This window comes from Magnetococcus sp. PR-3 (genome assembly GCF_036689865.1).
Taxonomy (GTDB): Bacteria; Pseudomonadota; Magnetococcia; order Magnetococcales; family Magnetococcaceae; genus Magnetococcus.
On sequence record NZ_JBAHUQ010000003.1, the window covers coordinates 128,795 to 144,590 of the forward strand.

The 15,796-nt window shown below is 50.6% G+C and carries 14 protein-coding genes; 6 read left to right on the forward strand and 8 right to left on the reverse strand.

The window, feature by feature from the left end:
- Nucleotides 1-58 precede the first annotated feature (58 nt).
- From V5T57_RS03520 to V5T57_RS03535, 4 genes are all read right to left on the reverse strand, one after another.
- The gene (locus V5T57_RS03520) at nt 59-802 is read right to left on the reverse strand and encodes an SDR family NAD(P)-dependent oxidoreductase (protein WP_332889777.1); all 744 of its coding nucleotides are present in this window, start codon (nt 800-802) and stop codon (nt 59-61) included.
- Between the two features lie 269 nt (nt 803-1,071).
- Complete coding sequence (locus tag V5T57_RS03525; protein WP_332889778.1) at nt 1,072-2,382, reverse strand: class I adenylate-forming enzyme family protein; 1,311 nt, start codon at nt 2,380-2,382, stop codon at nt 1,072-1,074.
- Nucleotides 2,383-2,391: 9 nt separating this feature from the next.
- On the reverse strand, nt 2,392-2,649 hold the full coding sequence (locus V5T57_RS03530; RefSeq protein WP_332889779.1) for a hypothetical protein: 258 nt from the start codon (nt 2,647-2,649) through the stop codon (nt 2,392-2,394).
- A gap of 72 nt (nt 2,650-2,721) precedes the next feature.
- Nucleotides 2,722-3,384 carry a LuxR C-terminal-related transcriptional regulator gene (locus V5T57_RS03535; protein ID WP_332889780.1) on the reverse strand — a complete coding sequence of 221 codons (663 nt, stop codon included), beginning with the start codon at nt 3,382-3,384 and terminating at the stop codon, nt 2,722-2,724.
- 313 nt (nt 3,385-3,697) lie between these two features.
- Between V5T57_RS03535 and pgl the strand changes: the two genes are divergently transcribed.
- Nucleotides 3,698-4,432 (forward strand): 6-phosphogluconolactonase, encoded by a 735-nt coding sequence (gene pgl / locus V5T57_RS03540; RefSeq protein WP_332889781.1) that lies wholly within the window; start codon nt 3,698-3,700, stop codon nt 4,430-4,432.
- Nucleotides 4,433-4,545: 113 nt separating this feature from the next.
- Here pgl and V5T57_RS03545 read toward each other — a convergent pair whose 3' ends face one another.
- From V5T57_RS03545 to V5T57_RS03555, 3 genes are all read right to left on the reverse strand, one after another.
- Nucleotides 4,546-4,842 carry a hypothetical protein gene (locus V5T57_RS03545; RefSeq protein WP_332889782.1) on the reverse strand — a complete coding sequence of 99 codons (297 nt, stop codon included), beginning with the start codon at nt 4,840-4,842 and terminating at the stop codon, nt 4,546-4,548.
- A gap of 339 nt (nt 4,843-5,181) precedes the next feature.
- Nucleotides 5,182-5,811, reverse strand: coding sequence for an MBL fold metallo-hydrolase (locus tag V5T57_RS03550; protein ID WP_332889783.1), 630 nt, complete (start codon nt 5,809-5,811; stop codon nt 5,182-5,184).
- Nucleotides 5,795-6,091, reverse strand: a complete 297-nt coding sequence (locus tag V5T57_RS03555) for a WGR domain-containing protein (protein WP_332889784.1) — start codon at nt 6,089-6,091, stop codon at nt 5,795-5,797. Before V5T57_RS03555 ends, V5T57_RS03550 begins: the two co-directional genes overlap by 17 nt.
- A gap of 390 nt (nt 6,092-6,481) precedes the next feature.
- Between V5T57_RS03555 and V5T57_RS03560 the strand changes: the two genes are divergently transcribed.
- From V5T57_RS03560 to V5T57_RS03575, 4 genes are all read left to right on the forward strand, one after another.
- Entirely contained in the window at nt 6,482-6,883 is a 402-nt protein-coding gene (locus V5T57_RS03560) for a M67 family metallopeptidase (RefSeq protein WP_332889785.1), read from the forward strand.
- 8 nt (nt 6,884-6,891) lie between these two features.
- Entirely contained in the window at nt 6,892-7,710 is an 819-nt protein-coding gene (gene larE, locus V5T57_RS03565) for an ATP-dependent sacrificial sulfur transferase LarE (RefSeq protein ID WP_332889786.1), read from the forward strand.
- A gap of 178 nt (nt 7,711-7,888) precedes the next feature.
- Entirely contained in the window at nt 7,889-8,458 is a 570-nt protein-coding gene (locus V5T57_RS03570; protein ID WP_332889787.1) for an outer membrane beta-barrel protein, read from the forward strand.
- Between the two features lie 24 nt (nt 8,459-8,482).
- Entirely contained in the window at nt 8,483-9,316 is an 834-nt protein-coding gene (locus tag V5T57_RS03575; RefSeq protein WP_332889788.1) for an SPOR domain-containing protein, read from the forward strand.
- A 184-nt stretch (nt 9,317-9,500) separates the two neighbouring features.
- Here the strand turns inward: V5T57_RS03575 and V5T57_RS03580 are convergent, their stop codons facing one another.
- Nucleotides 9,501-11,600, reverse strand: a complete 2,100-nt coding sequence (locus V5T57_RS03580; protein ID WP_332889789.1) for a thioredoxin domain-containing protein — start codon at nt 11,598-11,600, stop codon at nt 9,501-9,503.
- A gap of 176 nt (nt 11,601-11,776) precedes the next feature.
- Here V5T57_RS03580 and V5T57_RS03585 point away from each other — a divergent pair, with 176 nt between their 5' ends.
- Nucleotides 11,777-15,463, forward strand: coding sequence for an SPOR domain-containing protein (locus V5T57_RS03585; protein ID WP_332889790.1), 3,687 nt, complete (start codon nt 11,777-11,779; stop codon nt 15,461-15,463).
- The last annotated feature ends 333 nt before the right edge of the window (nt 15,464-15,796 follow it).

The window sequence follows — 15,796 nt, forward strand, 5'->3', positions numbered from 1 at the left end:
TATAAAAAAAGGACCGGTTTTTTGCCGGTCCTTTTTTTATGTCATCCTGCTTTCTTAATCAGCAGCTCATACCACCATCAATCACCAGGGTTTGACCGGTAATAAAGCGCGCTTCATCGGAGAGGAAAAAGCGAACTGGGCCAATGATATCCTCCACCTCCCCCAAACGTCCCAAGGGGGTACGGCGGATGATCTGCTGCCGTTGGTTATCCCCCAAACCGGACGACATCTCTGTTTCCAAATAACCTGGAGCAACCGCATTAACCGTAATCCCTGCACGGCCCACTTCCCGAGCCAGGGCACGGGTGGCGCCCTCCATGGCTGCTTTACTGGCTGCATAGGCTACCAAACCAGAAAAACCCCGCTGAGCAATGACCGAGCTGATATTGATGATACGCCCCCGCTTACGTAGCATCATACGGCGAATACACTGCTTGGTCAGGGCCAAGGTACCGGTTACATTAATATCCATGGTCTGTTCCACCATCTCATCACCCATGGTGGCCAGTAGACCATCTGGGGCAACGGCCGCATTGTTGATCAACGCTTCGATGGGGCCAATCTCTTTTTCCACCCGGTCGACCATCGTGGTCATCTCTTCCGGGTTGGAAAGATCACCGGTCAAAAAATGAAAACGCTGAGGGTCGATATTTGCCAGCTCTTTGACCGCATCGGTCTCACGACGGCTAAAGGAGACCACATGCCGGTTATTGATGAGCAGATCCTGCACAATGGCCAGCCCTAAACCACGGCTGCCGCCACTGACCAGCGTCACGGATGCGGGTGATGTATCGGATGTCATGGTTAGGCTCCAAGGCATGAAAAAGTTAATCTTTTAACGGTTCTAAGGGCTTAGACCTCTGCCTATGCCCAGGGCTTTGCAGCCTTTTTACAACCCATAACACAGATGGTGCAGGGGAAAGCTGATCATCCCTAACAGGGTACAAACTATGGATATTACACAGATCCATGGGGGACACCATATGCCATGAAGGCATTGGGATTATGTCATGCCCTATCCCCCCTGCCCCCTATGGATACCCCCAGTAAACAGGGCTTAAGCAGAAGGTTTCATTCGCATGATGGGGTGCGACTCATTTTACCACTCTCTTTGGTGGTTAACTGTTCCACAAATTGGACCAGCCGTGGTCGTTCAAAGGGTTCAAGTTGGCCATGGGCTCTTTTCCTTAACCGTTGTTCCACCTCAGCAGCCTCACCATCGGTGACCACTTCAACCGCCGGGACCACACCGGTTAACTTGGAGGGATGTCCAAAAACCCGTAACTCCACAACCCCCTCCACACCCCGCAGAGCCGACTCTACCCGCTCCGGCCACACCTTGTGCCCTCCCACATTGAGCAGATCCCCTTCCCGCCCTAAAAAGAGAACCCGGTTCTGCTGAATATCAACCAAATCGCCGGTGGCCCGCCAGCCCGCTTCCGTTGGTGCCTCAACCCCTTCATAACGAACCATGCCATGGACCGCCCGGATCCATAACCGATCCTTACGTACCGCCAGCTCTACACCATCGGCCGTGGGTTGATCCAGATAGTGGGTCGGAAATCCCGCCAAACCATCATGCACCGTAAAACAGCGGCCATGTTCACTGGTGGCAAAAATATGGGTAATCCGGGTTTGTGGCCCAACCTGTTCCCGTAAACCGTCCAAAACCGATTGATCTGCAGCTTCTCCCCCTAGGGTAATCTGCTCCACGCTTTGGCCCCAGTCGCCCCCCTGACCAAAGGCCAATAGGCGTCGCCAAAAGGTGGGGGTGCCGGAGGCGTGTGTGACCGCTTTTTGGGCCATCAACCGGGCAATAAGATGCGGTTCCGATCGTGCTGGAACAACCAGTTGAGCGCCATTGAGTAGAACCTGAGAGATCACTTGCAAACCGGCATATAACCAACCGGGGTAGCTCATCAACCAGCGGGTTTGCTTAAAGGCTGGCTGCTGACGAACAGGACCTGTCATGGATTGCCAAGTATGGGTCACCGCTTTGGGCACACCGGTAGAGCCTGATGTGAAGAAGGTAAGATAGGTAGAAGCTGGCTGAGGATCTAATGTCGGTTTAACCAGATCATGGACTTGACCTGATGCACCATCCACCCAGGCAATACAGGCATGCGTTTGTGCCTGTTTTTCAGCATTGGCTTGGGGAGATAACAGAAAAACCCAGGCCCCCACATGATTCAAGGCCACAAGGGTCGGCAACATCAAGCGTGGTTCGGCACAGCGCAAAGCAATGCGTTGCCCGCACCAGTGCTTCCAGCTTGCTGCCAAACGCCGTGCTTCGGTTTTTAAAACACCGTAGGTAAGCACACCTTGGGTATCGTGTAAAAAGGGATCAAGATCCGCAGCAGGCAGCTGTTGCAACAGATTCATAGGGGAGTACTACTCAGCTTCGCTAAAAAGAGCGGCAATATCAGAGACCTTAAAAATCTCTTTGTTCTGAGTACGCATCAGATCAAAAGGATCCTTACCCAGGATCATCTCTAGCTTAATGGCGACTTCAGCCCACTCAAAGGAGTCCAATACAACCTTATCCCGTACAGAGTCTTCACCTTCAATGGTCAAAGGTTTTTCACCCCGTTGGGCCATTACCTGGGCGATGGTTTCGATAACGGTTTTCAAATAGATCTCATAGGTCATGAACTGGGGCTCCTGGCCAACCATGATGAATACGGCCCAAGGGTTCCACCCATGGTACAGCGATGCAAGGTATTAACTTTGATTCCAAAGGTTCATTTCCGCCCAATTGGCAGCATCCATACGGTTGGAGGCATCAATCTTACGGTAAAGATTATAGGTATGGGCTTTGACCGTATGCAGGCTAATACCCAGTTCGTAAGCAATGCGCTTGTTGCTATACCCAGCCGTAATAAGACGTAGTATTTCTGCTTCTCGCGAGGTAATACCATTGGGCCATTGGTTGCGTTTGGGCATACTACCACTTTGGGGGCCACGTTCAATCAAACCACGGGTCAGGGTCTTGCGGGAGAACCATAACTCACCCCGTTCAACCGACTCCAAAGCTTTAATTAACTGCTCAATGGGGGTTTCATACGTGACCACACCACGAATACCCGACTGCAGAGCACGCAGTTCCAGGCTCATATCATCCGGTAGGTTAATCAGCAATACCAGAGGAATGGCACCATCTTGGTTACTCAACAGGGAGAAAATACGCTCTTTATCTCCACTCTGCTGCCAATCCCATATCCATAACACACTACCCAGGCTGGAACGCACCGTAAATGCTGTCGGTGTGGTTCCAGATTGTAGCGTACATTCCCGCCCCACAGCCTGCTCCAGATAGCCAATTAGCAGTTTGGCTTGGATGGTAGGCTGGGTAAACAGTATCAGTTCCATGGCCGTTTTGGACACTTGCTGATCACCTTTGCTCAGTATTGCATGGTTGAAATGGCTTATATGTGCTGCTTGGGGTCTTAAGCTTAATCTAAGACCACCGGTATTATGTTAGAGAAATCAGGGGGGGATTCAAACCTTAAACTTGGTTTTTCTACAGCATATTTTTTTTATGTGCTTCGAGGGTTCTTTCCAGAACCGTCATAAAATGGTAAAACTCCCCCCTTTCCATCTATCAGTTAAGGCAGGAACGGTCTATGGTGGCTTCTTATTACAAAAGAGGCAGCCCCTTTTTTATATGCTTGGAATGCAGAGGCAACAGAAACGGTACATGACTCTACCCACCTGTTTGACAGAACGGCGTTTTCTCACAGCGGACCAAGGTGACGCAGCCTTGGCGGAAACCATTGCCATGCGTTTAAAACGTGGCATTGATCAACGTGGTGTTGCGGGGTTGATTGTACCCGGCGGACGTTCACCCAGAGGTCTGTTTCACCATCTGTGTCAGCAGGATCTACCATGGGAAAAAGTCACCGTTACATTGACGGATGAACGTCTGGTCCCAGCAGACGCCCCTGAAAGTAACATGCGCCAGCTGCGCCAACTTTTTTTGCGCCAAGGTGCGGCTAAAGCCAATCTTCTTCCATTGGTCACCACCATGTGTGATCCAGCCATGGCAGCCTTGCGTGCCTGTGAACAGCTCCAAAAGTTTCCATGGCCCGCAGATGCCACCTTGCTGGGTTTTGGATCTCAAGATCACATGGCTTCCCTTTTTCCAGGGGATGAACAGCCTTTTGAGTTTCCAGACCATGTGCGCTGTGTAGCGACCCGAGGTCCCGAGCCGCCGCGTGCACGCATTAGCCTAACCCCTGCGGCCATGCTGGATAGCCGTTGGGTGGGGGTGATGATTCCCACCCGGGATAAGTTGTGCCGTTTTGAACTGGCCAAACAGCATGGACCTGTCGATGAAATGCCCCTACGGGCCATTCTGCATCAGAATCATATTCCGGTCACAGCATGGATACAGGCAGGCAACGAAACCTACGCACCATCCAACTATGGGTAAGGTGCTCCACAGCTCAAAAAAAAACCCATGCATCTCACTAGGACATGCATGGGTTCCTACCAGTTAGATGTCTGATTCGGTGCCATAAAGGCTGCTGATCAGACGGTTCGGTCCTATTTACTGTCGCTCTCCGAAGCATTGCTGCTCCAGCCATATCCGTAGCCGGGCCAACCGTAACCATAAGCAGGATATCCATAGCCATAGTAGCTTGGATAACCATATCCAGAATAACCTGGGTAACCACCCCAGCCGGGATATCCGCCCCAGCCGGGATAACCACCCCAACCAGGACCATTGAACCAGTTCCCAGGCCACCAATTACCCCACCAAGCATCTGCATCTTTGGGTACCATCATCATACCGCTACCCAGCAGTGCCGCCAATCCTAAAATAGCCAGACCTCGTTTCATCTGCCTTCTCCTTCTTTCATGCCAAAAAAAAGATGGTGAAAGCCCCTTCAAAAGTCGTAGGTAGTAACCATGGCATCCGACCCTAAAAGGAGCGAAAAAATATCAATGGGCTACCAATCATTCTGACCCCTAAACACATGCCCCAATATGGTCTAAATACAGGGCATCACTCAAAGCGATTTATCTTAGATTAAGCCTCTTTTTACACGTGATCAAGCATTTTCTAATAAACTTAATGTAATAAAATCTTTATCGAAACTAAGAAATACTTATAAAAAAAAGACTGTGATTCATCGACCACAGTCTTTTTCCATAATCCAATTGAATAGATGCTTATTTTCAACCGTTTAAGAATGGATTTCCCATACGTTCCTGCCCCACCGTGGTTGAGGGGCCATGACCGGGGTGGCAGACAACGCCATCCTCCAGGTTCATTAAACGGGTTTCGATACTCTTAATGAGCTTACCGTGATCTCCACCGGGTAGATCGGTACGGCCAATCCCCCCTGCAAACAGGGTATCCCCCACCGCCACTTCATCACCCCAACGGATACAGCACCCCCCCGGTGTGTGGCCCGGTGTATGGATAATCTCCAACTTCAAACCACACAGCTCCAGGCTTTGCCCATGTTCCAGGTTATGATCAACCTCTGGCGCTGGGCCAAAAGGCAACCCCCACCGGGCTGCATGGCTGGGTGCATTGTCTACCAGGAACTGATCTTCCGGGTGTAACCAAAACTCACAGCCCGAGGCACGCTTTAACTCATGCACCGCCCCAATATGGTCAAAGTGACCATGGGTGTTAACAATATGGGCCACTTTTAACCCCAAACGGGTTAGATGACGTAGAATTTCCCCGGCATCCCCACCTGGATCAATTAAAAGTGCATCCTCCCCTTCCGATGCCGCCAGAATGTGGCAGTTTACCTGTAAGGGTCCTGTCTCCAGGATCTCATGAATTACCGTCATCGGAACGCTCCGCTTGAATTCGATCAACAATAGGTCCAGACAACCCTTCCTGCATCACAACCTTATAACCACGCTTGGTCAGATCGTCCCGCAGTCGCATAAGGGCTTCGACAGACTCCTGATGGGTCTCATAGGGATTACGGCGCACGGTACCGGGAGAGCCGGTTTTACCCCACTCTCGTATGACATGCCACCGACCCAACAGATCGGGTTGAATCTGGATGGCATAGTACCAGACCACATCGGTTTCTCGATTGATCCGCTGAAGGTAGGCTTTCATGCACAACCCCATGAGTGGCCATTTTTTATTACTTGCCCGTTTACTCCTACGGCCTACTGCCGCATCATGACAGGAAATGGCTTTGGACGCAAAAATCATCGTATACCGTCTATCTGACCCCGACCTATGTGTAAGACCCTTTGATACACCATGGTGTGTACATCGGCATATGGGCAAGATGCGGTATAAGGGTGAGGGATACCATACAACGGTACCCTTATCACTGAACCAGGCACCGGGCCATGCGCTATGTTAAAAGATGATCGATTAAGGGGTATACCCAGGGCATGAAGCAGATACCAGGCCCTTAAACCCCTCGTCTACCTTGTGACTTGTTGACACTTAAAACGACTCTGTACAATCGCCACTTAAACAAGGGTAAAGCAAACCATGTGGGATATCCCTCGACCCATCGTTAACCAGATTCTTAGCCATGCGATGCGCTGCCAACCTGAAGAGTGTGTGGGCATACTCTCCGGCCAGGGTAAAGAGATCCGTCACTGGCACCCCATGACCAATGCACTGGCAGATAGTCGCCGTTTTTTGGCCGACCCCAGTGAACAGATTCAATTGTTTAAAAATTTACGGGAAAAAGGGGAAGAGGTGGTGGCGATCTACCACAGCCACCCCACAGAACCAGCAGAGCCCTCGGCTGTGGACCTGGATCAATCCCACTATCCCGATGCACTCTACCTTATTGTCTCTCTGGCGACCGATGGTCGTTTGGACATGAACGGCTATACCATTAAGGATGGCACGGCTACGCCCCAGGAACTGACCATTCACGATTGAGAAATAAGATGACCATTACACCCCAGCAGATGCAGGCTTTAGAAACGCAACTAAACGGTTTTGATCATCTGCTGGTGGCGTTTTCTGGTGGTGTAGACTCAACACTTCTGTTGGCAGAGGCAGTCCGCCTGTTAGGTAAAGATCGGGTTATTGCGCTCACCGCACTCTCCCCCACCTTACCCGCTCAGGAGCAACAGGAAGCCCAGGCGCTTGCCCAACAGATTGGTGCGACATCGATCATGGAACCCACCCATGAAATGAATAACCCCGCCTTTACCGCCAATGGCCCGGATCGCTGTTATCACTGTAAAACCACCCTGTTTGACCTGTGTGATCAAATCCTTGCCAAACAGGATGATCCTCAGCAATGGGCCATCGCCTATGGGGCCAATCTGGATGATCTAGGTGACCACCGACCGGGTATGGATGCCGCGCGGGAACGGGGTATTTATGCCCCCCTTCTACAAGCGAAGTGGGGGAAAGATCTTATTCGGGCACGCTCCCATCAGTTAGGGCTACCTACGGCGGACAAAGCTGCCATGGCTTGTCTCTCTTCACGTTTTCCTACCCATACCCCCATTACCCTTACCCACCTAAACCGTGTTGAAAAAGCCGAAAATCTGTTACGCAAGGCGGGGTTCAAACTGTTTAGGGTACGCTTTGAGGGTAACCGGGCACGTATTGAACTGGGGCAAGAGGAACTCTACCGTTTAGACGAGGAGCTGGTCCAAACCGAACTGGTTCAAGCCATTAAACACTGTGGCTTTGAGCAGGTCTATTTGGACCCCAAAGGCTATCGTACAGGTGGGGCCAATACACCCCATTAAGAACAGACCGCTCTCATACCACTCCCTATCACCATGCCTTAGGTTAATCCCTAAACTTTTTAGCTTAAACCACATTTCATGCCTTTTGGCTACCCACACAAACTATTTTAGTTGTATCTATGATGATCCGATGAGTAAGGGTGACTATTCCTATACTTTTATATAAAGGAACGTGCCCATGAAAAAACCACTCTTTATCATTTCATGTTCAACACTTCTGCTTGTTGCGCCACCTTTGGCCCATGCTGGTTTTTATCTGGGTGGAGGGGCAGGTATTAGCCAAATACAGAACTACCCCAAAACAACCGGGGCCTCCTATGACGACAGTAATGTGACGGGTAAAGTCTACGCGGGGTACCAATTCCACAAAAATGTCGCCCTTGAAGCTGCCTACCACCACCTGGGCAACATTAAAGGTAACTTTAGCGGTGTGGTGGCCGAGGCCAAAGCGTTTGGGGGCAGTTTACAAGTGGTGGCCAAACTACCAGTGACAGAAAAAACCGCCCTTTTTATCAAAGGTGGTGGCTTGTACACCCGTGTGGTGGCTGAAGCTTCTTACAATGCTTTAAGTGCTTCTGCAAAAGATGCCAGGGTTGCCCCTGTTTTGGGTATTGGGGCTGAAACCGATATTTCCAATCAGATAAAACTTAGAGCCGAAGTGGAACATGTCATTAATGTGGGGAATGCAGGAACCACAGGCCAAGCAGATATTACGACCTTTACAGCCAGCGCTAATTATAATTTCTAACCCATCTACACAAGGAGAAATTCAATGTTAAACCCATGCAAAAAGTGGCTTTTCTCCTTGCTTATGGTGGTCTCCACTATGGGGTTGGCTTTGCATGCGCTGGCCAACCCCATGATGGAGGCCTTTGATGCCATCCCGGACTCTTCTCATATTGGACAAATCTATCAATTAAACAAATTATCACCCAATGATCGGTTGCTCTGCACCATGCAGGAGCAGAACCTGCAACAGGATGAGCTGGCGTTACAACAGTTAAAGGTCTCCCTTTCACGCTTGGAAACGTTAAAGAACAGACTGGAACTGAAACTGTTAACCCACCAACAAGGTAAAAAACCTTTTGCTCAGGATCTGTTTGATCTGCTCACCCATGCAAAAATGCTGGCTGAAGAGAATTTGGAACAGCGCGCATTGCACCATAAGACCAAGAGCCAAACATTTTTAAAGCATGTCACAAAATATGAAAAAAAATGTGTCGGCAAAACCATTGTACAAGCCTCTGACACACCCACTCCCCAGGACCTTTTAACACAACCGGTTGCAACACTGACCGCCCCGAGCCCTTCGGAACCGGTTCTCCCTCTGGATCGACCACCCACGGTAGCAAACCCTCTCGATCAAGCTGTTTTTTATACCTATCTCGGCTCTTATACAGAGCTGCTCCAGGCACAACAGATTGCTGAAAAGGTGATCCACATGACCGGCACCCCCACTTCAACCGTCACCATAACCCCTGTATTTAATGGCCAAATGCAACGTGTGTATGTTGGTCCTTTTAACAAACAGCAGGCAAGCACCATGAAACAACGGATTGAAAAACAACTTCACTTAAATGATCTACAAGTTACAGATCAGATTTAATGCGTATGCAGGGGGAGTGGTGTCGGATGCATAAGGGGGGGTACCCATGCGATAGGGTGCATGGGCCCACAACAAACCCATGCACCATTTAGACATCTTGTCGCACATACGGTGGTGGTTGCCTGATCCCTCTGGCCGTGTCGCCAACCAAGGAGCGAACCTTGGCTGACCCATTGCACGGCTGCTACTTTGTCTTCTCTCTAAGAATATCTGTTTGCATCTGTTTGGCCAGCTCTTTGGGATCGGTAGTTGGCGGTAAGCAACGCAGGGCACGACAGACAAAACCGGTGGCTTTATCCGCTAACATGGGCTTAAACAGCACAGGCCAATCAGCTTCAACATGCTCTGCCGGATCATGGAACGTGAGCACCATACCCACATGGCCCTTTTCTTTGGCCACATCGCGCATCTGCTGCACATCCTTAGCACCCCGTTTTCCAATAATGGCGACCTCCAAACGCTGCTCCGGTGCTTGCCACTGACTGCTGAGCAACGCTGGCGCATGACCATTTTGCACCTGGCTATGGGTTTGTAGTGCTTTAAAAATGGCCGCCGCTCTCTCTTGCCACTTGGTAGTGCCTGTATAGCCAGAGAGCCGATACAACGACTCCACCACCATGGCATTTAAAGAAGGTTCGGGGTCGTCAGTAATAGGATGCCGGGGTGGAAGAGGACTTTTTACAGACAAAGGCCGCTCTTGGATGGGGTGCTGTGGTGTGACTTGGTAGGCGTGTAAAAGCTCTGCGGCCACCTTTTCGGCGGTTAACAACCACTGGGCATGATGATCCCACCCATACATGGCCAATAACGCTTGCAACAGGGCTGCATGATCCTGGGCAAACCCAACATCTCCAGTTTGGTGACCATCATAGATATGGCGCAAACCCTCGCTGGATGCACGGTAGCTGAGCAGTTGATTAAGACACTGTTTGGCAGCCTCTCCATACGCGGGTTGATCCAACCACTGGGCCGCTTCTGCTAACGCGGTAATGGCCATACCATTCCATGTCACATTAAGCTGATCATAGCGCTTAGCTTTGGGGCGGCTTTGACGGCTAAGGCGTAGTTTTTCCCAGGTGGTAAACCAACGTTTTTGTAATTGTGCCACCGTACTTAAACGCTCAATTGGCTGGTAAGCCACCACCAAACGCTCTTCCACTGGTATCTGAAACGGATCCAACCACTGCTCTTTAAACTCATCGGCCTGAGCACCCAATAACAGATCAATCTCTTGTTCTGTCCAGGTGGTAAAGGTGCCTTCCCCCTGCTTGGTCACCGCATCAAAAGAGGCCGCAAAACAGCCATTCGGCAGACGCATATCTCTGAGTAGGGCATCCAAAAGACGCTGGGTTACCCGTTTAGCCGCGGGAGCTTGCAGCGCTTTGGCCGCTCTTAGATAAAGACGTGCCAGCTGGGCATTGTCATACAGCATGATCTCAAAATGGGGGGGGCTCCAACTGGCCTGCACCCCATAGCGATGAAATAACCCCCCTGCGACATCTCGAACACCGGCAATGGCCATATTGGCCAAGGTTTTTTCCACCATGGTTCGGGCTGCGGTATTTTCCGCAAAACGGGCTTCATCCAATAAAAAACGCATCAGAGAAGGACGGGGAAATTTGGATCGATCACCAAAACCACCATGAACACCATCAAAGGCTGCTTGCCACAACTTAAGGGTGCGTTCCCGCAACTGGGTCAAATTACGTTGACCCTTTTGTACCTGTTTATTTTCAATGGTTGAGGCACTTTGACGAAACTGCTGGGCGCCATCCTTCTGCCATACCTTGGCCAAGGTATGCAGGACCTGCGTAAAGGAGGGTTTGCCATAACGGGGTTTGGGGGGAAAGTAGACCCCCCCATAAATAGGCTGCAAATCCGGTGTTAGGAACAGGTTTGCCGGCCAACCGGCAATACCTTGGTTAAGTTGCCGTAACATATCTAAAAAGTGGGCATCCAGATCTGGCCTAAGCTCCCGGTCCACTTTGATACTAATAAAGTGTTCATTCAATATCTTAGCAACAGCAGGATCAGAAAAACTCTCTGCAGCCATGACATGGCACCAGTGGCAGGAGGCATAACCGATGGAGAGAAAGATGGGTTTATTCTCTCTTCTGGCACGTGCCAAGGTTTTTTCATTCCACACCTGCCAATGTACCGGCTGTTGGGCATGGGCACGCAGGTAGGCGCTGGGGGTATCAGCCAACTGGTTAGAAGATGCAAACGCCTGTGAAATCAATAAGATCATAGACAACGTTAGGAATATCGATCTCATGGCATCCATTATGCAACCTCTCAGCTTACGAGAATTTCACCAACCGACTTTTCAACATTTCGATGGTGAACAAAAAGTGCAGGGGTTAAACCCTGTAAATTTACAGCGTATGTAGCGGCGTGGCGCCCGTCAATGTGACACGGTTCCACACCATGGCTAGGCCAACCAGCAATGGATTGCAACTTATGAACATTGGCACCCATATTGTGGATGATCTTTACACCATTCGGGACATGTTGGATCAAGGTCCCCTTGGCCTAACCTTTTTGGCCACAGACCGGCTCACGGATGCCCCAATGGTGATCAAACCGATCCCAGCGGAGTTAACCCGTGATCAAAGTGCTTTGGTTTGGTTCCAACAGCGCTACCAACGACTCAAAAGTCTGAAACATCCAGTACTGCATACCAAGTACAATCATGCTTATGATCAGGCCAGTGCCAGTCAATTTATAACAGCACCCTACGTTCCGGGTGAACACCTGGGTCTGTGGCTTAAGCGTCAAAAAGATGGCCGTGTAGATCCTGGAAAAGCGCTTTCCATGCTCAAACGCGTGGCTGAGGCGCTGGATATGGCCCACAATGCGGGCCTGCCACACCTGAGCTTAAAGCTGGAAAATATTATTATCACCCCGGATGAGTCGGTTATCTTGACCGACCACGCTCTGAGCTATGCCCGCCAGCTGCCCGCATGGCGCCGCTTAGGTAAAGATCTTCAGCCCGCAACACTGATCTCCTGCTATACCGCACCGGAGATTATTCAAACCTTATGGTTGGATCAGCTTCCCAGCCATGATGTGCTGCGCCAAGCGAATGAAGATCTAAAAGCCGATATGCCCGGTGTGGCGGCTGATATCTTCGCATTGGGTGGTGTGCTCTTTACCATGCTCACCGGTCAAGCACCCTTTACCACCGAAGACTACCTGGAAGCACTGGTACATGGAGAGCTACCCAGCCTGCACGTAGATGCACAGCTGCCTTTGGCCATTCATGCTCACTTGGCACGTGCGTTGGAACGTAGCCCAGCTGAGCGTTATGCAAGTACCATTGAACTGGTCGAAGTCCTGACCGGGAGCTGGAAACAGTGGGAACGCCAAAGTGCGGAAGAAAAACAGACTGATGTAACCCAGGCTAGCGCTACCCCAGCAGTGATGGAATTAAGTGACGTAACCGCCAGCAACGATTCCACCTTGGATCTGGCCATTATAGATCCCAACGAAGAGAATCTCTTGGTAGATGCTGAGGATGATCTGATCATCTCCAGCCCCGAAGAGAATCTTCAGGAAGATCATCGTGAAGAGGAGCTACCCATCCTGGATTTGGCATCGATTGAAGCCAAACGTCTTGAGGGTGAGCCAGAGGTTATCTCTACCCATGATGCCTCTTCTGAAGAAGCCATTGAATCTCAGGAGCCTTTACCTGTAGAGATCTCTGTATCTGAGGACTATCAGGACGAGACCACCGCCACGGTGGCAACCGACCTTGAAGTCGAAGCCCACCTGCTTGAAGAAACTGTGCCCGAAGAGGCCACACCCGAAGAGGCCACACCCGAGCACAATGAGAGTGATCTGGAGACAATGGATAACGATGAGGATGGTACGTTACCCGTTGAGATGCATGAAGAAGCTCTACTTGAGCTGCAACATGAGGATCTACTGGATGATCCAGATGGTCACAGTCAAAAAATGGCCGCGACCCATATGGAAGATGAGGCTGTTGAAGAGCAGACCGTTCAACAGCCTGTTGAGGCTATTTTAGTGGATACCTCCATGGATGAACCTGCACAGCATGATGAGCTCTGTGTCGAGCGAACCGACCATATCTCCGATCAGGCCGATGCACTGGAAAGTGATGATCACTCCTATGCCGCCACCTCCCTGGCCCACGCCTTACAGGAGGAGAAAGCTTTTCATGATGAAGAGCAAGGACGTGCCTATGAGACCATTGGCCGTCCGTTGGATCATGTGGATGAAAACAACGACCCTATGGCCCAGGTAACACCTAAAAAGCGTCGTAGTAGTCCACTGCTCCGAGCGGCTGCTGTAGTGGGTATTGTCATGGGTGCTGGCATGAGTTGGTTCCTGTTTACCCAAGCACCTGACTCACCTTTCCAAACCGTTGAGCTACAGCCAGCCCAACCCTTTGTCTTGGAGCAGGAAGCCCCCATTAATACGGTTCCAGAGATTAAAGCCCCTGAAGATCTAACCTTGGTCTCTCCCGCACCGGAGACCCTGCGTAAAAATCCTGCCGAGCGCACTCGAGCGGTTCTGGATCAACTGGACAATGATGCCGCTATGGGTATGTTGCGCCAACAGTTGGCAGAGGTTGCGCAAAAGCATGACCAAGCAACCGCTGCGTTAGGTAGCAAACAGGGTAAGATGCAGAAACTGGAACAGGATCTGAAACAGACCCAGACCGAACTGGTTTCAACACGTCAGGAACTCCGCAATACCAAGCGTGAATTGGCGGAATATGCCAATTCCCGTTTAAAGATTGCCTCTTTGGAAGAGCGGGTACGCATGCTGGTTAAACAGCGCGACTCCGTAACCAAACTTGAGACCACAGAGAAAACCAAACCGGTTACGGTGGCCAAAACGGTGGCCAAAACGGTAGATAAAACCCAAAATGCCAAACGGGTTAGCCGTTTAGAGCAACGTCTACAAGCCAATAAAGAGCGCTACCGCAGTACACAGCTGCGTGCTGACGAAATGTTGCTTAAACCTAATGCTGGCGAGATTATTCCCCATAGGGCATCACCCCAAACAGCATTTCAAAAAGCTACCGCCTCACATGATCTGATCACAGCGACGGCACCTCCTGCCCCAAGAAGTGATGAGATGATTGCTGAAGATGAACAATCCTTTACCACGACTAAGGGTGGATTGATCTTTGTTCAGGTTGCTTCTCATATGAAAGCATCTGTGGCACAAGCCCAGCGTAATATCCTGGCCAAACGCAAGATTGAAGGACGCACATGGCCTGTCGTTACCCAAAAAGCACGGGTTAATGGTCGCCTTTATCATCGGGTACGTTTTGGACCCCTCGCCAGTGCACAAGAGGCCACCGAGCTGACGGAGGCACTGGCCCAAGATCTAAAACTGGATGGGATTATGGTGCGCAAGCGCAGCCATCCCAATGAAATCACCACCACCAAAATGTTAGCCAAACATGTCCCCCCCGTGCGGGATACTGTGGCAACGGCTAAACAGCACCGTAGTTATACAGGCAAACAGCGCCGTGGTTACTCGGTACAGGTTGCTGCTTTCTCCAGCTCGGATGCGGCTGAAGATATGGAGATGAAAATTCAAACCATGGATTGGCCAACCCAGGATATTCCGGTTTTCCGTGAAGCGAAAATGGTGGATGGGCGTCTCTTCCACCGGGTACGTATTGGACCATTTAAGTACAAAAACCAGGCTGCACGTATGAATGCCATGGTGCATGAGATGACCAGTTTGGCCAGTATTGTGGTTAATCACCGCATTGCCACGGCCCAACATGTTCAAGCAACACCCAAAAAGTCCAGAAAGATTGCGAGCACCAAGTACAAGAGATCCACAACACGCCGTGTTAGCAAAAAACGTCAGACCACCCCCATAGCCAACCACCGCGTTGATAGTGGTTATATGGTGCAACTGGGGGCCTTTACCTCCAAAAACGCGGTTAACAGCGCCAAACGTAAACTGGCCGCTCTGCGTGAAGCTGAAGGTAACCTACCCATGGTGCAAGAGACCACGACCCTGGCTGGGCAAGACCTTATTCGCCTAAAGCTCGGCCCCTACTCTTCTAAAACCGAAGCCCAGCAGATGCAGGCGATGGTTAAAGAGAAAGCTGGGATCTCTGGTGGTACCATTGTGGACCATGGAGAGTGGTAATCCACTTGACCGCAGTTATTTAATTAAAACCGGGCTTGCCTATGCAAGCCCGGTTTTTTTTACCCTGTGTGCCATGCCGTTCGGTCAATGGGCTTAAACTTATACAGTCTTCTTATCGACAGTCACGGCCTTGATGGTCAACATTGGGTAATTAGGTCATTGGCGCACCCACCCCCTGCCCGATACAGTATCAACTTCCGCCTATCGTTGTTTTTCCGTACTGGCCCTGATCACCACACCATTTTTGGGGGGTACCAACGCTTGTATAACTTAAGCATTGTCAGCGCTTAGAGTTGGCCCATCTCTATAAAGAACTCAGGAACATCTGTTGGT